Source organism: Actinoplanes teichomyceticus ATCC 31121 (assembly GCF_003711105.1).
Lineage (GTDB): Bacteria > Actinomycetota > Actinomycetes > Mycobacteriales > Micromonosporaceae > Actinoplanes > Actinoplanes teichomyceticus.
Window position 1 is genome coordinate 4,979,265 of sequence record NZ_CP023865.1, and the last position, 23,114, is coordinate 5,002,378.

At 72.6% G+C, this 23,114-nt stretch carries 17 protein-coding genes; 10 read left to right on the forward strand and 7 right to left on the reverse strand.

Features of this window, described 5'->3' with window-relative positions; all coding sequences use genetic code 11:
• Positions 1–3: 3 nt before the first annotated feature.
• From treS to glgB, 3 genes are read left to right on the forward strand one after another with little or no spacing between them, the layout of a single operon-like run.
• On the forward strand, positions 4–1,761 hold the full coding sequence (gene treS / locus ACTEI_RS22005; protein ID WP_122979375.1) for a maltose alpha-D-glucosyltransferase: 1,758 nt from the start codon (positions 4–6) through the stop codon (positions 1,759–1,761).
• Complete coding sequence (locus ACTEI_RS22010; RefSeq protein WP_122979376.1) at positions 1,758–3,071, forward strand: maltokinase N-terminal cap-like domain-containing protein; 1,314 nt, start codon at positions 1,758–1,760, stop codon at positions 3,069–3,071. Before treS ends, ACTEI_RS22010 begins: the two co-directional genes overlap by 4 nt.
• A gap of 20 nt (positions 3,072–3,091) precedes the next feature.
• Positions 3,092–5,248 (forward strand): 1,4-alpha-glucan branching protein GlgB, encoded by a 2,157-nt coding sequence (gene glgB / locus ACTEI_RS22015; protein ID WP_239082461.1) that lies wholly within the window; start codon positions 3,092–3,094, stop codon positions 5,246–5,248.
• A 138-nt stretch (positions 5,249–5,386) separates the two neighbouring features.
• On the opposite strand, the gene ACTEI_RS22020 is transcribed toward glgB, so the two are convergent.
• The gene (locus ACTEI_RS22020) at positions 5,387–5,920 is read right to left on the reverse strand and encodes a GNAT family N-acetyltransferase (RefSeq protein WP_122982330.1); all 534 of its coding nucleotides are present in this window, start codon (positions 5,918–5,920) and stop codon (positions 5,387–5,389) included.
• 64 nt (positions 5,921–5,984) lie between these two features.
• On the reverse strand, positions 5,985–6,704 hold the full coding sequence (locus ACTEI_RS22025; RefSeq protein ID WP_122979377.1) for a PP2C family protein-serine/threonine phosphatase: 720 nt from the start codon (positions 6,702–6,704) through the stop codon (positions 5,985–5,987).
• 426 nt (positions 6,705–7,130) lie between these two features.
• Here ACTEI_RS22025 and ACTEI_RS22030 point away from each other — a divergent pair, with 426 nt between their 5' ends.
• On the forward strand, positions 7,131–9,575 hold the full coding sequence (locus tag ACTEI_RS22030; RefSeq protein ID WP_122979378.1) for a Tex family protein: 2,445 nt from the start codon (positions 7,131–7,133) through the stop codon (positions 9,573–9,575).
• A 192-nt stretch (positions 9,576–9,767) separates the two neighbouring features.
• Here ACTEI_RS22030 and ACTEI_RS22035 read toward each other — a convergent pair whose 3' ends face one another.
• Positions 9,768–11,561: a serine/threonine protein kinase gene (locus ACTEI_RS22035; RefSeq protein WP_239082462.1), complete on the reverse strand. Its 1,794-nt coding sequence runs from the start codon at positions 11,559–11,561 to the stop codon at positions 9,768–9,770.
• Between the two features lie 298 nt (positions 11,562–11,859).
• On the opposite strand from ACTEI_RS22035, the gene ACTEI_RS22040 reads away from it, so the two are divergent.
• Positions 11,860–12,108: a PspC domain-containing protein gene (locus ACTEI_RS22040; RefSeq protein WP_122979380.1), complete on the forward strand. Its 249-nt coding sequence runs from the start codon at positions 11,860–11,862 to the stop codon at positions 12,106–12,108.
• Between the two features lie 58 nt (positions 12,109–12,166).
• Positions 12,167–12,451, forward strand: a complete 285-nt coding sequence (locus tag ACTEI_RS22045; protein ID WP_122979381.1) for a hypothetical protein — start codon at positions 12,167–12,169, stop codon at positions 12,449–12,451.
• A gap of 153 nt (positions 12,452–12,604) precedes the next feature.
• Here ACTEI_RS22045 and ACTEI_RS22050 read toward each other — a convergent pair whose 3' ends face one another.
• Positions 12,605–14,083, reverse strand: a complete 1,479-nt coding sequence (locus ACTEI_RS22050; protein WP_122979382.1) for an NADH-quinone oxidoreductase subunit NuoF family protein — start codon at positions 14,081–14,083, stop codon at positions 12,605–12,607.
• Positions 14,080–15,834 carry a translation initiation factor III gene (locus tag ACTEI_RS22055; RefSeq protein ID WP_239082463.1) on the reverse strand — a complete coding sequence of 585 codons (1,755 nt, stop codon included), beginning with the start codon at positions 15,832–15,834 and terminating at the stop codon, positions 14,080–14,082. Before ACTEI_RS22055 ends, ACTEI_RS22050 begins: the two co-directional genes overlap by 4 nt.
• A gap of 411 nt (positions 15,835–16,245) precedes the next feature.
• Between ACTEI_RS22055 and ACTEI_RS22060 the strand changes: the two genes are divergently transcribed.
• A complete protein-coding gene (locus tag ACTEI_RS22060) occupies positions 16,246–17,034 on the forward strand; it encodes a hypothetical protein (protein WP_122979384.1) in 789 nt (262 codons plus the stop codon).
• A 112-nt stretch (positions 17,035–17,146) separates the two neighbouring features.
• Positions 17,147–17,746 (forward strand): DUF3455 domain-containing protein, encoded by a 600-nt coding sequence (locus tag ACTEI_RS22065; protein ID WP_122979385.1) that lies wholly within the window; start codon positions 17,147–17,149, stop codon positions 17,744–17,746.
• Between the two features lie 85 nt (positions 17,747–17,831).
• On the opposite strand, the gene ACTEI_RS22070 is transcribed toward ACTEI_RS22065, so the two are convergent.
• Complete coding sequence (locus tag ACTEI_RS22070) at positions 17,832–19,601, reverse strand: glycoside hydrolase family 6 protein (protein WP_122979386.1); 1,770 nt, start codon at positions 19,599–19,601, stop codon at positions 17,832–17,834.
• A gap of 396 nt (positions 19,602–19,997) precedes the next feature.
• Positions 19,998–21,464: a sensor domain-containing diguanylate cyclase gene (locus tag ACTEI_RS22075; RefSeq protein ID WP_239082464.1), complete on the reverse strand. Its 1,467-nt coding sequence runs from the start codon at positions 21,462–21,464 to the stop codon at positions 19,998–20,000.
• A gap of 237 nt (positions 21,465–21,701) precedes the next feature.
• On the opposite strand from ACTEI_RS22075, the gene ACTEI_RS22080 reads away from it, so the two are divergent.
• Together ACTEI_RS22080 and ACTEI_RS22085 are read left to right on the forward strand one after the other, a co-directional pair.
• On the forward strand, positions 21,702–22,247 hold the full coding sequence (locus ACTEI_RS22080; protein WP_122979388.1) for a hypothetical protein: 546 nt from the start codon (positions 21,702–21,704) through the stop codon (positions 22,245–22,247).
• A gap of 35 nt (positions 22,248–22,282) precedes the next feature.
• A complete protein-coding gene (locus tag ACTEI_RS22085; protein WP_122979389.1) occupies positions 22,283–22,975 on the forward strand; it encodes an HAD family hydrolase in 693 nt (230 codons plus the stop codon).
• Positions 22,976–23,114 lie beyond the last annotated feature (139 nt).

Genomic DNA, 23,114 nt, shown 5'->3' on the forward strand with positions numbered 1-23,114 from the left:
CTGATGGAGTTGTTGAGCGGGCACGATCCGGCGGAGGGAAGTCACATCGAGGGCGGCGTGGTGGAGCACCCGTCCTCGGACGACTTCGGCCACGCCCGGGTCCTCCCGGCGGACCGCACCTGGTTCCAGCGGGCGGTGTTCTACGAGGTGCTGGTCCGGGCGTTCTACGACTCGGGCACCGACGGCTCGGGCGACCTGCGCGGCCTGATCGAGCGGCTGGACTACCTGCAGTGGCTGGGCGTCGACTGCCTCTGGCTGCCGCCGTTCTACGATTCGCCGCTGCGCGACGGCGGGTACGACATCCGCGACTTCTACAAGGTGCTGCCCGAGTTCGGCACGGTCGACGACTTCGTCGCCCTGCTGGACGCGGCACACAAGCGCGGCATCCGGGTGATCACCGACCTGGTGATGAACCACACGTCCGACTCGCACCCGTGGTTCCAGGCGTCCCGGCACGACCCGGACGGGCCGTACGGCGACTTCTACGTCTGGAACGACACCAGCGAGAAGTACCAGGACGCGCGGATCATCTTCGTCGACACCGAGGAGTCCAACTGGACGTTCGACCCGGTCCGGCGGCAGTTCTACTGGCACCGGTTCTTCTCCCACCAGCCGGATCTCAACTACGAGAACCCGAAGGTGCAGGAGGCCATGCTCGACGTCCTGCGGTTCTGGCTGGACCTGGGCATCGACGGCTTCCGGCTGGACGCGGTGCCCTACCTGTTCGAGCAGGAGGGCACCAACTGCGAGAACCTGCCGGCCACCCACGCGTTCCTGAAGCACTGCCGCAAGGTGATCGACGACGAGTTCCCGGGCCGGGTGCTGCTGGCCGAGGCGAACCAGTGGCCGGCCGACGTGGTGGAGTACTTCGGCGACCCGAAGTCCGGCGGCGACGAGTGCCACATGGCGTTCCACTTCCCGCTGATGCCGCGGATCTTCATGGCCGTCCGGCGCGAGTCGCGCTTCCCGATCTCGGAGATCCTGGCCCAGACGCCGGCCATCCCGGAGAACTGTCAATGGGGCATCTTCCTGCGTAACCACGACGAGCTGACGCTCGAGATGGTCACCGACGAAGAGCGCGACTACATGTACTCCGAGTACGCCAAGGACCCCCGGATGAAGGCCAACGTCGGCATCCGCCGGCGACTGGCCCCGCTGCTGGAGAACGACCGCAACCAGATCGAGCTGTTCACCGCCCTGCTGCTGTCGCTGCCCGGCTCGCCGGTGCTGTACTACGGCGACGAGATCGGCATGGGCGACAACATCTGGCTCGGCGACCGCGACGGGGTGCGGACCCCGATGCAGTGGACCCCGGACCGCAACGCCGGCTTCTCCACCGCCACCCCCGGGCGGCTGTACCTGCCGGTCAACCAGGACCCGGTGTACGGCTACCAGGCGGTCAACGTGGAGGCGCAGCGGGACAGCGCGACCTCCCTGCTGAACTGGACCCGGACCATGCTGGCGGTGCGCCGCCGGCACGAGGCGTTCGCCGTCGGCACGTTCCGCGAGCTGGGCGGCTCCAACCCGTCGGTGCTGGCGTACCTGCGGGAGTACGGCGACGACGTGGTGCTGTGCGTGAACAACCTGTCGCGGTTCCCCCAGCCGATCGAGCTCAACCTGCAGCACTGGAACGGGTACACCCCGGTGGAGCTCACCGGTCATGTCAACTTCCCGCGGATCGGTCAGTTGCCGTACCTGCTGACCCTGCCGGGACACGGCTTCTACTGGTTCCAGTTGTGCGGGTCTGAGGAGAAGCAATGACGCTGCCCTACGCCGAGTGGCTACCGAAACAGCGCTGGTACGCCGGGCGCAGCCGGGTACTGGCCTCGGTCGAGCCGGCCTCCGCGACGCCGCTGGGCGAGAACCTCGAGCTGGTGCTGCTCGACGTCTCGTACACCGACGGCAGCTCGGAGCGGTACCAGGTGCTGGTCGCCTACGGGTCGCTGCCGATCCCGGAGTACAGCACGGTGGCCACGATCGGCACCGACGAGCAGGGGCGCACCGGGTACGACGCGCTCTACGACGCGACGGCCGCCCGGTACCTGCTGAGCCTCATCGAGCGCTCCGAGCCGGTCGGTGACCTGACCTTCGAGAAGGAGCCGGACGTCGAGCTGCCGCTGGAGAAGTGGCCGCGGGTGTTCGACGCCGAGCAGAGCAACACCAGCGTCATCTTCGAGGAGGACGCGATCCTCAAGGTGTTCCGCCGGGTCACCTGCGGGATCAACCCGGACATCGAGCTGAACCGGGTGCTCGGCCGGGCGCGGAACCCGCACGTGGCGCGGCTGCTCGGCTCGTTCGAGGTGGCCGACGAGTCCGGGCAGTGCTCGCTCGGGATGGTCACCGCGTACGCGGCCAACTCGGCCGAGGGCTGGGCGATGGCGACCGCGTCGGCGCGCGACCTGTTCGCCGACGCGGAGCTGGCCGCCGACGAGGTCGGTGGCGACTTCCAGGGCGAGTCGTACCGGCTGGGCGAGGCGGTCGCCTCGGTGCACCTGACCCTGGCCCAGGAGCTGGGCGCCGGCCCGTCGCCGTTCCCGGTCGACGCGGTGCTGGCCCGGCTGCGCACCGCCGCCGACGCGGTGCCCGAGCTGCAGCAGTACGTCGGGGCCATCACCGAGCGGTTCACCGCCCTGACCGGCGAGCAGGTGACCGTCCAGCGGGTGCACGGCGACCTGCATCTCGGCCAGGTGCTGCGCACCCCGGAGGCCTGGCTGCTGATCGACTTCGAGGGCGAGCCGGGGCAGCCGCTGGACGAGCGGCGGCTGCCGGACTCACCGCTGCGGGACGTGGCCGGCGTGCTGCGCTCCTACGAGTACGCCGCATACCAGCTGCTGGTCGACCAGGACGACGAGGAGCACCTGGCGGCGCGGGCGCGGGAGTGGGTGGACCGCAACCGGGACGCGTTCTGCGACGGATACGCGCACGCGGCCGGGGTCGACCCGCGCGCGCACGGTGCGCTGCTGTCGGCGTACGAGCTCGACAAGGCGGTCTACGAGGCCGCGTACGAAGCCCGACACCGCCCCGGATGGCTGCGGATCCCCCTCCGCTCCATCGCCCGGCTGGTCGGCTGACCCCCACTAAGGAAAGCGAAATGATCGGGCACACCACCTCCAGTAGCCTCGCCGCCGACCAGCGCGCGATGAACAGCGTGATCGCCGGCGACACGCACGACCCGCACGCCGTGCTGGGCGCGCACCCGGCCGGCGGGCACACCGTGATCCGGACCCTGCGCCGGGGCGCCACGAACGTCGCCGTGCTGCACGCAGGCGGCGAGCGCACCGAGATGACCCTGGTCCACCCGGACGGGATCTTCGCGGCCGAGCTGCCCGGGACGGTGCTGGATTACCGGCTCGAGGTGGACGGGACGCAGTACGACGACCCGTACCGCCACCTGCCCACCCTGGGCGAGCTGGACCTGCACCTGATCGGCGAGGGCCGGCACGAGAAGCTGTGGAAGGTGCTGGGCGCGCAGCCGCGCGGCACCGGCGTGGCGTTCGCGGTGTGGGCGCCCGGCGCCCGCGGGGTCCAGGTCGTCGGCGACTTCGTCGGCTGGGGGCCGTACGACGGGTGGCCGATGCGCTCGCTGGGCTCCAGCGGCGTCTGGGAGCTGTACGTGCCGGCCGCGCACATCGGCAGCAAGTACAAGTTCAAGGTCCTCGGCCGCGACGGGGTGTGGCGCGAGCACGCCGACCCGCTGGCCCAGCACACCGAGGTCCCGCCGGCCACCGCCTCGGTGGTGTTCCAGTCGGAGTACCAGTGGCACGACGAGCAGTGGATGCGCGAGCGCGCCACGAAGTCGTGGCACCAGGAGCCGATGAGCGTCTACGAGGTGCACCTGGGCTCCTGGCGGCCCGGGCTGAGCTACGTCGAGCTCGCCGACCAGCTGGTGGAGTACGTCCTGGAGACCGGCTTCACCCACGTCGAGCTGATGCCGGTGATGGAGCACCCGTTCGGCGGTTCCTGGGGCTACCAGGTCACCGGGTACTACGCGCCGACCGCCCGGTTCGGCAGCCCGGACGAGTTCCGGCACCTGGTCGACAAGCTGCACCAGGCGGGCATCGGCGTGATCCTGGACTGGGTGCCGGCGCACTTCCCCAAGGACGCCTGGGCGCTGGCCCGGTTCGACGGCACCCCGCTGTACGAGCACGGCGACTGGCGGCGCGGCGAGCACCCGGACTGGGGGACGTACGTCTTCGACTTCGGCCGCCGCGAGGTGCGCAACTTCCTGGTCGCGAACGCGCTGTACTGGTGCGAGGAGTTCCACGCCGACGGCCTGCGGGTCGACGCGGTCGCGTCGATGCTGTACCTGGACTACTCCCGCAAGGACGGCGAGTGGACGCCGAACCAGTACGGCGGCCGGGAGAACCTGGACGCGATCAGCTTCCTGCAGGAGATGAACGCGACCGTCTACAAGCACCACCCCGGCGTGATCACCATCGCCGAGGAGTCCACCGCGTGGCCGGGCGTCACCCGCCCCACCCACCTCGGCGGCCTGGGCTTCGGCTTCAAATGGAACATGGGCTGGATGAACGACACCCTCTCGTACATGGAGAAGGAGCCCATCCACCGGCAGTGGCACCACCACCAGATGACCTTCGCGACGGTGTACGCCTGGAGCGAGAACTACATCCTGCCGATCAGCCACGACGAGGTGGTGCACGGCAAGGGCTCGCTGACCGGCAAGATGCCCGGCGACCTGTGGCAGAAGCTGGCCAACACCCGGGCGCTGCTCGGCTTCATGTGGGCGTTTACCGGCAAGCAGCTGCTGTTCATGGGCGCCGAGATGGGCGACCTGCGGGAGTGGAGCGAGGAGCGCGGGCTGGACTGGGCGCTGCTGGAGGAGCCGCAGTTCGCCGGTGTGAAGCAGCTGGTCGCCGACCTGAACCGGACCTACCGGGACACCCCGGCGGTCTGGACCCAGGACACCTCGGCGTCCGGGTTCCGCTGGATCACCAGTGACGACTCGCACCACAACACGTTCTCGTTCGTCCGCTTCGCGCCGAACGGCGACACCCTGGCGTGCATCGTCAACTTCGCCGCGGTGCCGCACGAGAACTACCGCATCGGCCTGCCCCGGGCCGGCCGCTGGCGCGAGGTGATCAACACGGACAGCGAGATCTACGGCGGGTCCGGCGTCGGCAACATGGGCGCGGTCGAGGCCGAGCACATCCCGTGGCACGGCTTCGACTCGTCCGCGGCGCTGCGGGTGCCGCCGCTGGGCGCGCTCTGGCTCAAGCACGAGGGCTGATCGTTCCCGCGGGCGCGCTGTCCGGGCGCGCCCGCGGGACCGGACCGCCCGCGGGACCGGACCGCCCGCGGGACCGGACCGCCCGCGCGACCGGACCGCCCGCGCGGCGACGGGCCGGGTGCCCGGCGCCGGGACGGGTCAGTTCGCGGCGAGCCACTCCGGGGCCAGGATCCCGAAGATCAGGTCGTCGGTCCACTCCCCCTTGATGAAGGTCTGCTGCCGCAGCAGACCCTCCCGGGTGAACCCCAGCCGCTCCATCAGCGCCGCCGACCGGGTGTTCCGGGCATCGCACTCCCCGGTCACCCGGTGCAACCCCTGCAGGCGGAACAACCGGTCCAGCACGGCGCTCACCGCCTCCGTCGCGAAACCCCGTTTCTGGTACGCCGGGGACAGCGTGAACCCGATCTCCGCCTGCTTGAGGTTGTCGTGCAGGCGGACCGCGACGTCGCCGATCAGGACCCGCTCGGCGGTGTGCTCGATCGCGTACTGGAACCAGCCGGCCCGGTCCGGCGAGCCGGCGGCGAAGTTGCGCACCGCGACGTCGGCCTTCTCCACCGGGAACGGCGCCTCCCACGACTGATACCGCGCCACGCCCGGATCGGACCGGTACTCCGCCAGGGTGACCGCGTCCGACGCCCGAAATCGCCGCAGGATCAACCGTTCCGTCGCCATCAGCACCCGACGAGGATATGTCACGCTCCGCGGGCCGGACCGGCCGTGCGCGCGGCCCGGCGGCTCAGACCTCGACCACGTCCGCGACGATCACCGTCACGTTGTCCGGCGCGCCGTTCTCCAGCGTCCGGTTGACCAGCTCGGCGGCGCAGGTACGCCGGTCCGGGTTGTCGCGCAGGGTCTGCGCGATCACCGCGTCCTCGACGTAGTCGGACAGCCCGTCGCTGCACAGCAGGTACCGGTCGCCGACCCGGGCCGGGATCATCCGCCCGGCCGGGCGGAACGGGCCGCCCTGCACGGCCTGGGTGACCAGCGCGCGCTGCGGGTGCCGCCGGGCGTCGTCCGGGGTGAGCACGCCCTGGTCGACCAGCGCCTGCACATACGTGTCGTCGCGGGTGAGCTGCTGGAACTCGCCGTCGCGCAGCAGGTAGCAGCGGGAGTCGCCGACGTTGAGCGCGGCCAGCCGCTCGCCGGACAGCAGCAGGGCGGTCACCGTGGTGCCCATGCCGTCGCGGGCGTCGTCGTCCGCGACGGCCTTCTCGATCTGCTTGTTGGCCAGCTGCAGCGCCTCGATCAGATCCTGCAGCGGCTCACCGGTGTCCGGTTTCTGATCGACCTCGCCGAGCGTCTGCACGAGGATGTCGCTCGCGAGCTCGCCGGCCGGCAAGCCGCCCATGCCATCCGCGACCACGAAGAGGCGATTGCCGACGAAAACCGCGTCCTCGTTGTTGGACCGGACCAGGCCCTGATCAGTGGCGGCGACCGCCCGGACAGCAAGCGTCATGTAGCAAGAGTGCCAAAGGCCCGTTGGGTTGTCTCTAGTACCCCCATACCTACCGTCAGTGATCCCCCTTCGGTCAGACCTTTTCCCAGCTCACCGCGGCTGACAGCGGTCCCGCGCCGGTCACGGCGGGTGCGGGGCGTGTCGGCGGCCCGGCCACCGGGGCGGCCGGCCGGGCCGGGCCGGGCCGGCGGCGCCCCGCCGGCGGGCGCGGGCACGCGCCGCCAGACACCCGCTCGTGGGACACCGGCCGCGCTCCCGGGTGGCCCCGGCGGGCCCGGCCGGCCCCGGCGTGGGCCGTACGGCCCGGGGCCGGGGTCTCGCGCGGGCCCCGCCGGAACCGCTCCGATCGCCGGTTGGGTGATCACGCCGGCCCATCTGTGCGGGGCGGCGCGACAAGCCCCGGCGGCCTCGGTAACAATCGTCGGCGTGACGACAGCGATCCATCAGCGCATTGCCTCCGAGCTCGGGGTCCGCGAAGGGCAGGTCGCCGCGGCGGTCGAGCTGCTCGACGGCGGCGCCACCGTGCCGTTCATCGCCCGCTACCGCAAGGAGGTGACCGGCACCCTCGACGACGCGCAGCTGCGCACCCTTCAGGAGCGGCTGGGTTACCTGCGGGAGCTGGAGGAGCGCCGGGCCGCGGTGCTGGAGTCGATCCGCGCCCAGGGCAAGCTGGACGACGCGCTGGAGCAGCAGATCCGCGAGGCCGACACCAAGGCCCGTCTCGAGGACATCTACCTGCCGTTCAAGCCCAAGCGCCGGACCAAGGCGCAGATCGCCCGCGAGGCCGGCCTGGAACCGCTCGCCGACGGCCTGCTCGGCGACCCGTCCGTGGACCCGAAGGCGGCCGCCGAGGCGTTCGTGGACGCCGAGAAGGGCGTCGCCGACGCGCAGGCCGCGCTGGACGGCGCCCGGGCCATCCTGATCGAGCGCTTCGCCGAGGACGCCGATCTGATCGGCGACCTGCGCGAGCAGATGTGGACGCGGGGCCGGCTGGTCGCCAAGGTCCGCGAGGGCAAGCAGACCGACGGCGCGAAGTTCTCCGACTACTTCGACTTCGCCGAGCCGTACACCAAGCTCCCCTCGCACCGCATCCTGGCGATGCTGCGCGGTGAGAAGGAGGACGTCCTCGACCTCACCATGGAGCCGCACCCGGAGGAGGACGAGGGCTACTTCGAGGGCCGCATCGCCGGGCGCAACGGGATCAGCGACCAGGGCCGGCCGGGCGACAAGTGGCTGCTGGACACGGTGCGCTGGGCCTGGCGCACCCGGATCCTCATCCACCTCGGCGCCGACCTGCGGGTCCGGCTGCGTGAGGCGGCCGAGGACGAGGCGGTGCGCGTGTTCGCCGCCAACCTGCGCGACCTGCTGCTGGCCGCCCCGGCCGGCACCCGCGCCACGATGGGCCTGGACCCGGGCTTCCGCACCGGGGTGAAGGTGGCCGTGGTCGACGCGACCGGCAAGGTGGTCGCCACCGACACGATCTACCCGCACGTGCCGCAGAACCGGTGGGACGAGTCGATCCACCGGCTGGCCGCGCTCGCCTCCAAGCACAACGTCGAGCTGATCGCGATCGGCAACGGCACCGCATCACGGGAGACCGACCGGCTCGCCACCGAGCTGATCAAGCGGCACCCGGAGGCGAAGCTGACCAAGGTGGTGGTCTCCGAGGCCGGCGCGTCGGTCTACTCGGCCTCCGCGTACGCCTCGCAGGAGCTGCCCGGCCTGGACGTGTCGCTGCGCGGCGCGGTCTCCATCGCCCGCCGCCTGCAGGACCCGCTCGCCGAGCTCGTCAAGATCGACCCGAAGTCGATCGGCGTCGGCCAGTACCAGCACGACATCTCCGAGGTGAAACTGGCCCGCTCGCTGGACGCGGTGGTCGAGGACTGCGTGAACGGCGTCGGCGTGGACATCAACACCGCCTCCGCCCCGCTGCTCACCCGGGTCTCCGGGATCACCGCCGGCCTGGCCGAGAACATCGTGCTGCACCGCGACCAGCACGGCCCGTTCAAGAACCGCCAGGAGATCAAGAAGGTGGCGCGGCTCGGGCCGAAGGCGTTCGAGCAGTGCGCCGGCTTCCTGCGAATCTCGGGCGGCGAGGACCCGCTGGACTTCTCCAGCGTGCACCCGGAGTCGTACCCGGTGGTCCGGACCATCGCCGCCGATGCCGGCGCCGACGTCAAGTCGCTGATCGGCAACAGCCCGCTGCTGCGGGCGCTGCGCCCGGACCGGTACGTGACCGACACGGTGGGTCTGCCGACCATCACCGACATCCTCAGGGAGCTGGAGAAGCCGGGCCGCGACCCGCGTCCGGCGTTCACCACGGCCACCTTCGCCGAGGGCATCGAGAAGATCGCCGACCTCGCGCCGGGCATGATCCTGGAGGGTCAGGTCACCAACGTGGCCGCGTTCGGCGCGTTCGTCGACATCGGCGTGCACCAGGACGGCCTGGTGCACGTCTCCGCGCTGTCCGAGAAGTTCGTGCAGGACCCGCGCGAGGTGGTCAAGTCCGGCGACGTGGTCAAGGTGCGGGTGCTGGAGGTGGATCCGGTCCGTAAGCGGATCTCGCTCACCATGCGGCTCTCCGACGAGCCGGCCCGCGCCCGGCAACCGCGCGACGACCGGGACCGCGGTGGCCGGGGCGGCCAGGGCGGCGGGCAGCGCGGCCAGGGTGGGCAGCGCGGCCAGGGCGGCGGCCAGGGTGGCGGGCAGCGGAGCCAGGGCGGCGGCCAGGGTGGCGGGCAGCGGAGCCAGAGCGGCGGCCAGCGCGGCGGGCAGCCGCGGCAGGGCGGCGGCCAGCGCGGCGGGGGCGCCGGCTTCGGCAACAGCGCCATGGCCGACGCGCTGCGCCGGGCCGGGCTGGCGAAGGACTGACGGCGGCCGGGGCCCGCGAGACCGACCTCGTCGGTACGCCGGCCCCGCCCGCGGCGCCACGCGCCGGGAGCCGCGCCGCCACCGGGCGGCGCGGGATGGTCCGCGACGAGCCGGCCCACCGGCCAGGTCGTGCCGCGGCATCCCGTCCGGCCGGTTCGCTACCGGGCGCGGGCCCGGCGCGGCCTCGTGGCGTCAGGCCCAGATCCGCACGTCGGTGAAGGCCACCTGGTAAGGGCCCTTCACCGGCGCGTCCCGCTCGCTGAAGATGCCCAGGAACAGCTGGCCGCTGGTCAGGTCGGGCTCGGTCAGGTCGGCCGTGCCCACCTGGGCGCCCTCCCGGCTCACCGTCACCCGCTCGCCCGCGATCTCCAGCCGGATCCGGGTCGGCGCGGCGTGCAGCGCGATCGGCTCGGGGAGCACGAAGGTGCGCAGCACGGTGACGTCGCCGTCGCTCTTGTGCACGCCGATGTAGATGTTGCGCTCGCAGACCCGCACCTGGTACCCGTGCAGGCCGTTCACCTTGGTGAACCGGAACCAGATCCCGGCGCAGCTGTCCGGGGTGTCCAGGCGCACGCCGACCTCGGCGGTCAGATCGGCCGGCAGCTCGTCGGCCGGGCCCTTGCAGCGGTAGACGTCGTTGTTCTCCCGGAGCGCCACCAGCGCGCCGTCGGCGAACGAGCACCGGGCGCCCTGGTTGGCCGCGGCGTCCTCCAGCGCGGTGGGGCGCCAGAACTGGGGCCCGTCCAGCGGGTCGGCGATCCGGGGGGCGCCGAGCGCGGCGTCCTCGGCCGCCCACGGCGAGGTGATGGCCTGCTCGGCCGCGTCACCGGCGCGGGACCGCATGACCGCCACCGCGAGCGTGACCCCCGCGACCAGCGCCAGCACCAGCAGGGACAGCGCGGCCGGCAGTACCCAGCGGCGGCGCGGCTCCACCGGCCGCGGTCCGGTGACCGTGGTCGCCGCGGCCGGCGAGATCGGCACCGTGACGATCGAGTTCTCGTCGTACCCGACCAGGCCGGGCGGGATGTCCAGGACCGGGGCGGTGGCCGGGGCGCCGGCGGAGGCGACCACCGGCGTGGTCACCGGGGCCTCGGCGGCCCGGGCGGCCAGGGCGTACCCGGTCACCGCCTGCGCCTCGACGGCGGCGGCCCGCAGGTCCGGCTGCCCGGCCAGCGCCGCCGCGGTGGCCGGCGGCCGGTCCCCGGAGATCAGCAGGTCGAGCAGCTCGCGGGCGCTCGGCCGGTTCGCCGGGTCCTTCTCCAGGGCGTGCGCCACCAGGGTGCGCAGCGGGCGGCTGAGGCCGTGCAGGCGCGGGGGCTGGGTGAGGATGCGGGCCGCGGTGGCCGGCGGGGAGTCGGCGTAGAACGGGGTCTTGCCGGTCCCCGCGTACGTCACCACGCTCCCCCACGCGAACACGTCGGCGGCCGGGGTGATGATCGGGGTGTCCGTGTCGGTGTTGAACCGCTCCGGCGCCATGTACGCCACCGTGCCGACCATCTGGTCGGGGCGAGTGTTTCCGCTGGTGGCGGTCATCGCCCGGGCGATCCCGAAGTCGATCACCTTGGGGCTGCCCGGGGCGAGCAGCACGTTACGCGGCTTGAGGTCACGGTGGATCACGCCGGCGCCGTGGATCGCGGTCAGCGCGGTGGCCACGCCGATCGCCACACTGTGCAGGTTCGCCGAGGTCAGCGGCCCGCGCTGCTCGACCACCTCGGCCAGGGTGGGCCCGTCGACGAACTCCACCACCAGATAGGGGCGCTCGTGGTCGGGATCGGCGTCGAGCACCTCGGCGGTGCAGAACGGCGGCACCTGGCGGGCCCGCTCCACCTCGCTGCGGAACCGGCGGCGGAACTCGTCGTCGTGGGCGAGGTCGAGCCGCACCACCTTGACCGCGACCAGCGACTCGGTGTTGCGGCGCCGGCCCAGGTAGACCGTGCCCATGCCGCCCTCGCCGAGCCGGCCCAGCAGCTCGTAGTCGCCGAGCATGCCCGGATCGTGCGGACGCAACGGTTGCGTCCGATCGCCCGGCACCGTGCTGTCGACCATGATTTCTCGCGCCCCCCAGGTTTCCGCTGGCACTGTATCGGGCGCTCTCGCGGTCGTAGTAGACCCGGTGCCCGGGTTGCCGCCGAACCGACACCGAGCCGCTCTCGTGGTCAACCCCGAGGGCGGGATCGGGGACGGCTCGGGGCGCTGCCGGATGGAAAGTGTCGTACCCGGGTAGCACTGTGGAGGTAGCACTTCCCCGCCGGGGAAGCCGACCCCAAGGAAAGCGAGACCCGTCATGAACGCCGTGCACGACACCATGAGCCGCCAGGGCCTGGTCCGACCGCGTGACGGCCGCATGGTGGGCGGTGTCTGCGCGGGCCTGGGCCGCCGCTTCGGGCTCGACCCGTGGATCGCCCGGCTGCTGTTCGTGCTGATCCTCTTCGTGATCCCGGGCAGCCAGCTGCTGGTCTATCCGATCCTCTGGATCCTGATGCCGGCCGAGCCGCCGGCCTACACCGCGCCGGCGCCGCCGACCACCTGGTGACCCGACCCGCGGCCGGGGCGGCGCTCGCCGCCCCGGCGCAACCGACTCCGGAGAGCGCATGACCGTCATCGCCACGCTCCTCGTCGAGGGCCCGCCCCGGTCCCTCGCCGTCCTCGCCCGGGCCTTCACCATCACGGTCGACGGCCAGGTCAAGGGCAAGGTCAGAGCCGGCCGGCGACTGGCGCTGGCGCTGCCGCCCGGGGCGCACTCGGTGCAGGCTCGCGACGGCGTCCAGGCCGGCCCGCCGCTGCCGGTGCGGCTCGGCCCCGGTCTGACCACCCGGATCCGGGTGAACCGCGACGGCGCCGGCCGGCCACATCTCACCGAGACCGGCCCGGGGTGACCGCGAGTCCCGCGCGTGGTCAGCCGGCCGGCCTTCGCCGGGCCGCGGTGCGTTGCAGGTCGTCGAGGTAGCGGCGGGAGACGCTCTCCCCCGCCGCGTCCAGCACCGGCGGGCGACGTCCCCGGCGCCCGGTGAGCCGGGCGCCGGGGGTGATCAGTGCGCCGCGGCGGCCGGGTCGATCAGGCGCAGCGCCAGGGCCGGGCAGACGTTGACCGCCTTGCGCGCCCCGTCCTCCAGCCACGGCGGCAGCGGCGTCTGCGGGAACGCCGGGAACCCGTTGTGGTCCAGCCGGATGATCTCCGGGGCCACCGCCGAGCAGAGCCCGTGCCCGTCGCACCGCGACCAGTCCAGCGCCAGCTTCCGGGCCCCCTTCTCCGCGGTGTACGGCAGCGGCAGGATGCCGCGCACCTGCTTGCCGCAGCCCTCCCCGTTCGCGTGCGCCTCGACGTCGGCGTGGAACACCTCCAGCGCGGAGAGCGCGAACCGGGACGTGCCGTCCGGGTGGCTGCACGCGCCCCGGCCCTTGACCAGGCCGGCCGCCTGGCGCACCTGCTCCAGCGCGGACCCGCCGAGCGAGACCAGGGTGACCGCCCGGGCCAGGTCGGGCAGGCCGAGCCGGCACGGGCCGCACTGACCCGCCGACTCACCGGCCAGGTACTGCACCACCTGGGCGACCTCACCGAGCGCGCAGGTCTTGGAGCCGATCGGGATCAGCATGCCGGCGCCCAGCGTGCCGCCCACCTTGGCGAAGCCCTTGCGCGAGATGGTCACCGTCTCCGCCTGCTCGGCGCTGATCCACTTGCCGTGGTAGCCGCCGACCAGCAGGCCCGGGCCGATGTCCGCGCCGCACATGGTCAGCACGTCCATCAGCGGGGTGCCGCTGGGCGCCTCGACCACGGCGGGCGCGGTGGCCGAGCCGCCGACGGTGAGCATGACCGTGCCCGGCTCCTCCGGGATGCCGACCGAGTTGTACTCCCACGGCCCGAGCCGCGCCGCGATCGCCAGCTGCGAGTACGTCTCGGCGTTGGAGAGCAGGGTGGGCAGCCCCATCACCCCGTTGTCGCTGGAGCGGACCTTGCGGCCGGGCGGGATGTGCGCCTCGCCGTTGATGCCGCGCACCAGCGCGCCGCCCTCCCCGGAGATGAACCGGTGCGGGACCGTGACGATCCGGGTCGGGCACGGCATCTTGCGCTCGGCCAGCGCGGCGGTCAGCGAGTTCTGCCCGATGCCGTCGTCGGCGATGCCGATGACGATCTCCTCGGCGTCCAGGGCGGCGGCGGCCAGGGCGGCGCCGTCCAGGATCAGGTGCGGGCCGCGGGTCAGGATCGCCTTGTCCTTCCAGGACGGCGGCTCGCCCTCGGTGGCGTTCACCACGATCACCGGGGGCAGGTCCTGACGCTTGCAGGAGTCGATGACCGCGCGCACCTTGCGGGCGAACGGGAAGCCCGCGCCGCCGCGCCCGCGCAGCTCGATCCGGTCGGTGAGCCCGATCAGCTCACCGGAGGAGAGGGCCGCGAACCCGCCGTGCACCTCCTGGTGCGCCTGCAGGTCGAGACGGCCGTACTCGTCGTAGCCCGCGGTGATCCGGGGCACGCCGATCGAGGTGACCGGGGGAACCTGTGCCGTGCTCAATTCGCTTCCCTCACGTCCCCGCGCAGCTGCGAGAAGTACGCCTCGTCGTCGTCGCGGGCCCGGCCCCGGCGCGACGGGGCGCCGCCGCGGACCACGTCGGTGGACGGGCGACGGGTACGGCGCGACGCCATGTCGACCAGGGTGTCGTCGTCGGCCAGGTCGACGAACTCGCTGCGGCTGTGCCGGCCGTCGTCGGCGCGGCGGCGGCCCCGGGGCTCGTCGTCCTCGTCGTAGCGCGGGGCGCGCGGGCGAGGGACGTCGTCGTACCGGTCGTCCTCGTCGGCGGCGCGGCGGCGGCGGCCCCGGGGACGCTCGTCGTAGTACTCGTCGTCGGCGTAGCGCCGCATCGGCGTGCCGGTGTCGGCGAGGTCGTCACGGCGTAGCCGGGTACCGGTCTCGGTCAGCTCGTCACGACGCAGCCGGGTACCGGTCTCGGTCAGCTCGTCACGACGCAGCTGGGTACCGGTCTCGGTCAGCTCGTCACGACGCAGCCGGGTACCGGTCTCGGTCAGCTCGTCACGACGCAGCCGGGTACCGGTCTCGTCCGGGCGCATCCGGGCGCCGGTCTCCTCCAGCGCCGGCCGGGCCGAGCGGCGGCCGCGGGACTCGTCGTCCTCGTCCGCGTAGCGGCGGCTGCGCGGGCGGGGGCCGTCGTCGTAGTAGTCGTCGTCGTCCCGGCGGCGCGGGCGCGGGGCCGGCTCGTCGTAGCGGTCGTCGTCGAACCCGCGGCGGGAGATGGCCCGGGTCGGCTCGTCGTAGTAGTAGTCGTCCTCGACGGCGCGGCGCGGGCGCGGGGCCGGCGCCACCAGCTCGCGGTGGTCGCCGACCGGCGCCGGGCTGACCGGGGCCGGGCTGACCGGGGCGGAGCTGACCGGGGCGGGGCTGACCGGAGCGGCGGGCGGCGCGGGCGGCGGGACCGCGGGCGCGGCCGGGACCCAGCTGTTCACCGCCGGCGCGGCCGGGGCCATCAGGTCGGCGGCCTGGTCGCGGCCGCCACGGCCGCCGCCGAAGCGGTTGCGGGGCGCGCTGGAGGTGGGCACCACGCCGCCGGACGGCTTGGCGGCGCCGAGACCGGCCGGGGAGGCGAAGTCCTTGCGGCGGTTGAGACTGACCGACAGGCGTACCGCGAGGCCGATGAGCACGGCCAGGACACAGACCACGTAGCTGACGATCACCCAGGTCTTCGCCGCGCGGCCGGCGCCGAGGCCGTGCATCAGGGCGATCGGCCACATCAGGTAGGAGACCGAATGGATCGCGCGCCACATCCACGGCTTGCCGCGACCGATGAACTTGGCCCGGGCCAGGCCGCTCCAGGTGACCATCAACAGGATGTACCCGGAGATCTGGCCGAAGCCGATGTAGAGCGTGTTCGCCGGGCTGATGAACGGGATGAGGATGTCGATGAGCCGGATGTGGTCCTCGACCGCCTTGGTCCACAGGTGGCCCGCCAGCGAGGTGATCGCCATCACGCCGGTGGTCCGGTGGGTGGACTGCAGGAAGACCCGCTGCCGGATGGAGAGGACCAGGCGGTCGGTGGAGACCAGGCCGACCATGATGGTGATGGAGAGCGACACAAGGGTGAGGACACCCATGTAGTACTCCGCGTACATGAAGAAGTAGACGTACCCGACGCGGCCGGGACCGGTCATCATCGCGACCGCCCAGATTGCCGCCAGGACACATGCCACCAGCAGAATCACCGCGCCCGGAGGCACGGAGCGAGTACCGGTGGAGCCGATGTCGACCGCCACCCTACCGGCGGTGCGCTCATTTTTCTTCGACCGGGCCATTGACTCCTCGTTTTCCGCAACGGTCACGTCCCGTGGGCGGTGGGACGCCGGCGTCCGTGGGGAACGCCCCGTGCTCAGGTTGTTCTGGACCCGCCCGCGGCGTGCTTTCCCCTGCGAAGCCCCGGGCGTGTCCTCCCCGGATTACGTGCCGGGCCGGGCTTCGGATGAACGCGTGCGAAATTTCTGGCCGACTCTTTTCGGTGATCGTCCAGCCACTTTCCGCACATGGCGGTTGAGCTGCGCAAACCAGGGTTTCCCAGGTGCTTAAGCCAAAAATAAGGTGCACCGGGGAGTGACCCGGGCCACCGGCTGAACCATTCGGCGCAGCCAGGCGAACTTACTGGGGAAGGGGACGAACGAGGGGGGATCGACGTGCGGCATCTCACCGCGCTGCTCTGCGCCATGATCGCCGGGTCCGCGCTGGGCGCGGCCGGCACGGCGCCGGCTCACGCCGACGTTCCGGGATTCGGCGTACGGGTCACCGCGCCGGCCACGGTCGAAGCCGGCGGCAACACCCGGACCCTGACCGCGGTCGCCACCTCGGAGCAGCCGCGATGCCGCAAGGTGCGCTGGGCCCTGATCGTGCGCGGCGGGCGGATCCCGCTGGACCGCATCCGGGTGACCCGTTTCGAGGACACCGGCGAGTTCCCCACCCGGGTCAGCCTCGACGGCGCCGCCGCCACCGTGGTGGACGAGCAGCTCGACCCGGGCACGCTGTGCCGCAACCGGACGGTGACCGGTCGCTGGCAGGTGGCCGTGGCCGGGCGCGACGGCGGCGAGGTGCGCTTCGAGGTGCGGGCGTTCGACGCGCAGGGCACGCTGCTCAGCGCCGGCGGGGCGAGCACCGGGGTGACCGGGCGGGTGGCCACCTCCGCGCCGAGGCCCGAGCCGACCCGGACCAGCGCCGAGCCCACCCCCACCGCGGCGGAGGAGACCCCGGCGGAAGAGACCGCGGAGCCCACCACGCCGGCGGACGACCCGAGCCCGGCGGCGGCGCTGGCCACGGCGTCCGGCGACAGCAACCTGCTCGGCCCGGGCCTCGTCGTCGGCGGCGTGTTCGTCCTCCTCGGCCTGTTCCTGCTGCTACAGCTGCGGGCCCGGACGCTGCGGGCGCGCCGGCAGGCCGAGGCCGCGCCCACCGGTTTCTACACGATGCCATGATCCATCGGGCTATTCCCACTTCTCTCGGGTGAATTCCCCTCTGAATGGGACACTTCCTCCCATGATGCCCTTACCGTGAGCGGGAGCGTCACCGTCCATAGGGGAGGGCTCCGTGAGCCGTACCGCCAAGACCGCCGGCGCGCTCGGCGCGCTCGCGCTGATCTCCATCGGCGTACCCGCCGGGGTGTCCTTCGCCGCCACCGACCGGCACGATCCGCAACCCGCCGGCCCGCCGGCGACCACCCAGGAGGAGAGCTTCCTGGGCGGCGAGCCGATGGTGCCGCAGGCGTTGCAGCCACCGGCCGGAACCGTGCTGCACGCCGTACTCAAAGCCCGCGGTGTGCAGATCTACCGGTGCCGGCGCGGCGCCTGGCAGCCGCTGGAGCCGGCCGCGTCGCTGACCGGAGTGACCATGAGCCCGGTTCGCAAGGTCACCGCGGTGCACTTCCGCGGTCCGTCCTGGATCTCCGACCAGGACGGCTCGACGGTCCAGGGCACGGATCCGGTCACCCGGCCGGCCCGGGAGGCCGGCGATCTGCCGCCGGCGCTGTTCCGGGCCGCCGGGAACCGGGGCCGCGGCCTGTTCGGCGCGGTCACCCACATCCAGCGCATCGACGCCCGCGGCGGGGCCGCCCCGGCCACGGCCTGCGGCGGCGACCAGCCGATCGCGGTGCCGTTCCGGGCGGTGTACCGCTTCTTCGTCACCAGGTGAGGGCGATCGGCCACACCCGGCACACAGCAGGGAACCCCCGCCCCGGGCGTGAAGCGGGGCGGGGGTCCGGTCCTGCGATGTGTGCTTACAGCGCCGGGTAGGCGTTGGCCATCAGCTGCTGGAACTGCGCGGAGAACCAGGCACCCGAGATCGGGGCGTTGGGCAGCGCGCCGCTCAGGCTGTTGCCGTTACGGGCGTTACCGGTGTAGGTCGGGTCGCACATCCGGTCGAAGCCCTTGCCCTCGTCGTTCGGGATCAGCGAGGACGAGCCGTCCGACTCACCCGGGGGCTTCACCCACACGTAGGCGTCGATGCCCGGCTCCGGAGCGGCGGTGGGCCGCTCGCCGAGGCCCGCGCCGCTCTGGTTGCACCAGTTACCGGCGTGGATCCGGCGGTCGATGCGGGACTCGTTGACGTACGTGTCGACGTTCGTCGAGGTGCTGGCCTTGGTCGGCCGGGCCGAGCCGCCCCAGCCGTTGCGGGAGGTGTCGATGATCATGCCGATGTTGCTGTTGAAGCCGACCGAGACCAGCTTCTGCCGGAACGCCTGGGCGAAGGTCAGCTCATCGGTGTACTGGTTCCAGTCGATCCACTTCGACTGCCGGATCGTCTGTCCACCGACCGTGGTGGTCGGCTGGATGAACGGCTCCTTCAGCGCGGAGTAGTTCGCGGTGTTGGTGATGAAGCCGGTGACGTTGTTGACGCTGCCGGAAGCCTTCGCGGCGTCCAGCATGATGTTCGCGACCGGGCCGAAGTTCGAGTCCCAGCCGATCCAGCCGTGGTGCGCGGCGTCCACGTAGTTGTAGACGTTGCCGATCGCGCCGAGCTTGCTCAGGGCGTACCCGATGCCCTGCACGTACCCGCCGTTGGCCTTCATGGTGTCGCACATCGCCGTGCCGCCGGCCTGGCCGGAGGTGTTGGTGACGAGGTTCGGCAGCGAGTCGATCTCGACGATGTTGATGATGCGCAGGTTCTTGTACTTCGGGTCGGCCTGGATCGCCGCGATCGGGTCGATGTACTCCGCCTTGTAACGCGGCAGCTCGTTCGGGCCGAGCTCACCGTTGGAGGCCAGCGCGGCGCAGTCCCGGCCGGGCAGGTTGTAGATCACGAACTGGATGTAGCCGGCGCCCTGGGCGACAGCCGCGTCCAGGTGGTCCCGGACTCCCATGGCCCCGTTCGAGCTGCTGTTCGTGGTGCCCTCGATGGCGGCGATCCGGTCCAGCCAGACCGCGGTCGGGTTGTTGGACACGCGGCTGCCCCCGGGCTCGGCGTCCGCCTTGGCCTTCCACTCCGGGTTGACGTAGCCCTTGACCCCGGCGTACGGGTTGTCCACCCGGGTGCCCGGGTCCGTCGGGGTCGACGGCGAGACGCTCGTCGACGGCGAGACGCTGGTCGACGGGGAGCTGGAGTTCGACGGCGACGGCGAGTCCGGGACGCTGCCGGTGCAGGCGACACCGTTGAGCTTGAACGTGCTGGGCGCGGTGTTGGTGCCCGAGTAGTTGGCGTTGAAGCCGAAGTTGGTCGTCGCGTTGGTGCCGAGCGACGCGGCCCACGACGGGTTGGTGGCCGTGACCGTCTTGCCGGACTGGGTGACGGTGGCGCTCCAGCCCTGCGTGATCTGCTGGTTCCCGGGGAAGTCCCAGGTCAGGTTCCAGCCACCGGAGATCGGGTCACCGAGGTTGGTGAGCGTCACGTAACCGGTGAAACCGGAGCTCCACTGGTTCACCGAGTAGTTGACGCGACAGCCGGCGGCCGCGCTGGCGTCGGTCGCGACCGCGACTGCGCCGGCGCCGGCCACGACACTCACGGCGGCGGCTGCCGTGAGGGCGCGCGCCCGGGCGGAAATGGGTCTCATGAGGACTCCTCGAGACGTGCGACAGCGCAATGATCAGCGCCAATGGGAGCGACGGCCGAAACATCGGTGGGGATCGTTGGCCGACGCGCCCAGCATTACATGGGAGCGCTCCCAGCGCAATGATCCGGAAACAGATGGGCAACGCCCGCTTCACCATGCGACAACCATGGTCCCCGCGGCCCCGGGTCGATGTCCCGATGTGGACGGTGGCCACCGGCCGGAAACGCCGCGGCCGGGCCGCCGCCACGGCGCTCCCGAGCCGTCCGCGCCGCCCACCCGGACCCGTTCGCCCGCCGTGCGGACCGCCGCCACGGCGTGGACCGCCGCCGCCACCCCACCGGCACGCCCGGCGCCGCGGCCTCTCGACCGCGGGTCACGCCCGCGCGTCCGGACCGGTCACGCGGTCAGGTGGACCCCGCCGCCGGAGCGCTTGGCCTGGTACATCGAGGCGTCCGCGTCCTTCATCAGGGCGCCGAACTCGATCTCGTGCCGGGGGAACAGCGCCACCCCGATGCTCGCACCGATCCGTACCGGACGGCCGTCGATCTCGAACGGCTCCCGCAGCCGCTCGCAGATCCGCTCGCCGACCGCGACCGCGACCCGCTCGTCCGGGTTAGCGGTGACCAGCACCGAGAACTCGTCGCCACCCAGCCGGGCCACCATGTCGGGGTGGCGGACCAGGCCGTCCAGGCGCTTGGCGACCAGCTGCAGCAGCACGTCCCCGGCGTGGTGTCCGATGGTGTCGTTGACCTGCTTGAAGCCGTTGAGGTCGAGCAGCAGCAGGGCCATCCGGGTGCCGGTGGCCATGGCGATCTCGACCGCCTGCTCACCCCGGTCCAACAGGCGCTTGCGGTTGGGCAGGCCGGTCAGCGAGTCGTGGAAGGCCTGCCGGGTCAGCTCCTCGACGTGCATCTGGTTGGCCTGCCGCATCCGGGCGCTGTCCATGATCAGCGCGCCCTCCGCGGCGAGCTGCTGGGCCAGGATGCGGTCCCGGCCGCTCCACTCCCGGGTGCCCGAGGAGTCGCCGCACATCACCAGGCCGGCCGGGCCGAACCCGGACATCAACGGCATCGCGATGAACGACTGCATGCCGAGCGTGTCGATCAGCCCACCGGGCCGGGTCTTGCTGGTGGCCGCGTTGTTGACCAGCACCGGGTCCCCGGACTCCATCGTGCTGCGCCAGACCGGCGACTCGATCGCGGACCGGCCGACCAGGTTGGCGCGCAGCGTCTGCTTGACCTCGTCCGGGCAGCCGACACTGTAGACGTACCGGATCCGGCCGTCGTTGTCGATCAGGTGCAGCCCGGCGTGCTCGGTACGGAACGCCGTGGCGCACGAGTTGGTCAGCAGCTCGGCCGCCTCCTCGACGCTGCCGGCCGACATGCCCTTCTCGAACAGCTCCTGGATGGTGGCGCTGGTGTGCGCGACGAACTGCCGCGCCTTCTCCGCGAACAGCCCCTGCAGCGTGGTGGCGAAGTGCAGGGCGACCGTCGAGATGGTGTCCGGGCGCAGCTCGCTCAGCGCGTCGCCGGTGAACAGCAGCACGCCGACGGTCTGCCCGCCGATCCGCAGCCGGATCGCCATCTGCTGGCCGCTGACCACCGGGGGGCCACCGGCCGCGGCGCGGAAGACCTTGCCGGCGACCATCTGGTCGCGCCGGCCCGGCTCGCCGTACTGAGCGGTTCCGGTCATCATGCCGGTCTCGGAGTCGAGCTCGAAGACGGTGGCCGCGGTCAGCCCGGCGATCTCCCGCAGGTGCGGCGCCATCAGGTCCAGCACGTGCTGCACCGACGGGGTGTCCTTGGTCATGAACCCGACCAGTTCGGCCAGCAGCAGCGCCTGCCGGTCCGGCGTCACGGCCATACCGCCGGGGGCCTCCGCCTGGAGTCCGGCTGTGTGCACTCCGCTGCCCACGCTCATGGCCCTAGAGGTCGGCACCGCGGACGCGGGGTTGAGCCGCGCGGGCGCGGCACGGGGTCACAGTTCGGGTGCGGCGCGGTTGCCCGGCCCGGACGGCTGAAAAAGGCGTACCGCCTGGTCATCGCCGGACTCCTGCGGTTAGCGTCGAGGGGACCCGCGCGCCGATACGCCGGAGGGCCCGTGGACGCGTACCGAAGGATCGCCCCACCCGGCCGGCGCGCGTCCCGGACGGTGGCCGCCGGCGCCGTGGCGGTGTTCGTCACGGCCGCCCTGATCGCCGCCGTGCTCGCGCATCTCGACCGTCGCGCCCCGGCCACGGTGAGCCCGCCCGCCCGGCCGCACACCGGCCTCGGCGCCCGGCCGGAGCCCTGGCCGCAGGAGTCCGCGGGCGGCGCGCGGGCCGAGCTGGAGTTCACCCGCCGCGACGACCTCGCCGCGCTCGACCTGCGCGGCCAGTACGCCGCCGAGCTCGCCGCGCCGCCGGCCGGGCGCTCCGACCCGGCCGCGGTGCTGGCCGAGCACCAGCGCCTGCGCCGCGGGATCGCCAGCGACGAGCACCAGGTGGTGCTGCTGCGCGACACCGACCTGGCGCACCCGGCAGACCGGGCCGGCGCCTGGTTGACCGTCGCGCTCGGCGACTTCCCGGACGGGCCCGCGGTGACCGCCTGGTGCCGCACGATCGCCGCGCAGCACTGTGTCCCGCGCCGCCTGGACCCACCCCGCTGAGGCGGGGCCGCGGGGCCGGCCGGGATACTGCGGCGATGGCGATCGAGGCGCTGATCTTCGACTTCGACGGTCTGCTGATGGACACCGAGACCACCCTGCTGGACAGCTGGCGGTACGAGTGGCGCCAGCACGGCCTGGAGCTGGACGAGTCCGGTTTCTTCGCCGAGCACGGCGGCGACGTCAACGAGCTGCGCTACGCCGAGCTGGCCCGCGCGGTCGGCGCCGGGTACGACCGCGCGGCCAGCCACGCGCGGCGGATGGCGTACCGGGAACGGGTGCACGCCGGACTGGGCCTGGCCACCGGGATCGGGGCGTGGCTGCGCGAGGCCGAGCGGCAGGGCCTGCGGCTCGCGGTGGCCAGCAGCTCGCCGGCCTGGTGGGTGCGCGCCAACCTGGCCCGCACCGGCGACCTGACCCGCTTCGAGCTCCTCGCGTGCGGCGACGAGGTGGCCGCGCCCAAGCCGGACCCGGCCGTGTACCGCCTGGCGCTGGAGAGGCTCGGGCTGGCCCCGGAGCGCGCGGTCGCCTTCGAGGACAGCCCGCACGGCGTCACCGCGGCGCGGGCGGCCGGGCTGCGGTGCGTGGCGATCCCGAACCCGTTCACGCCCGGCTCCCGGTACGCCCACGCCGACGCCGTGCTGCCCAGCGCCGCCACCACGATCCTGAGCGAGGTCCTCGCCCGGGTGGCCGGCGCCCGGATCGGCTCCGGTCCGACGAACGCGCCGTGACCGGCGACGCCGCGACCGACGATCAGAGTGTCGATCTCCCGGGTGCCCTCGCGCGGTGTCCTTGAACGAGCGCGCGTTCCGCAGCCGGTCGGCCCGCGGCACGCGCAACGCCGGTGAGCTGGATCAGGTGGGTGGGGAA

Bases quoted from the DNA above. Each gene is read 5' to 3' on its own strand.
- treS (WP_122979375.1), top strand. From the start codon at position 4: ATGGAGTTGTTGAGCGGGCACGATCCGGCGGAGGGAAGTCACATCGAG.
- ACTEI_RS22010 (WP_122979376.1), top strand. From the start codon at position 1,758: ATGACGCTGCCCTACGCCGAGTGGCTACCGAAACAGCGCTGGTACGCC.
- glgB (WP_239082461.1), top strand. From the start codon at position 3,092: ATGATCGGGCACACCACCTCCAGTAGCCTCGCCGCCGACCAGCGCGCG.
- ACTEI_RS22020 (WP_122982330.1), bottom strand. From the start codon at position 5,920: ATGGCGACGGAACGGTTGATCCTGCGGCGATTTCGGGCGTCGGACGCG.
- ACTEI_RS22025 (WP_122979377.1), bottom strand. From the start codon at position 6,704: ATGACGCTTGCTGTCCGGGCGGTCGCCGCCACTGATCAGGGCCTGGTC.
- ACTEI_RS22035 (WP_239082462.1), bottom strand. From the start codon at position 11,561: ATGCTCGGCGACTACGAGCTGCTGGGCCGGCTCGGCGAGGGCGGCATG.
- ACTEI_RS22040 (WP_122979380.1), top strand. From the start codon at position 11,860: ATGAACGCCGTGCACGACACCATGAGCCGCCAGGGCCTGGTCCGACCG.
- ACTEI_RS22045 (WP_122979381.1), top strand. From the start codon at position 12,167: ATGACCGTCATCGCCACGCTCCTCGTCGAGGGCCCGCCCCGGTCCCTC.
- ACTEI_RS22070 (WP_122979386.1), bottom strand. From the start codon at position 19,601: ATGAGACCCATTTCCGCCCGGGCGCGCGCCCTCACGGCAGCCGCCGCC.
- ACTEI_RS22075 (WP_239082464.1), bottom strand. From the start codon at position 21,464: ATGGCCGTGACGCCGGACCGGCAGGCGCTGCTGCTGGCCGAACTGGTC.
- ACTEI_RS22085 (WP_122979389.1), top strand. From the start codon at position 22,283: ATGGCGATCGAGGCGCTGATCTTCGACTTCGACGGTCTGCTGATGGAC.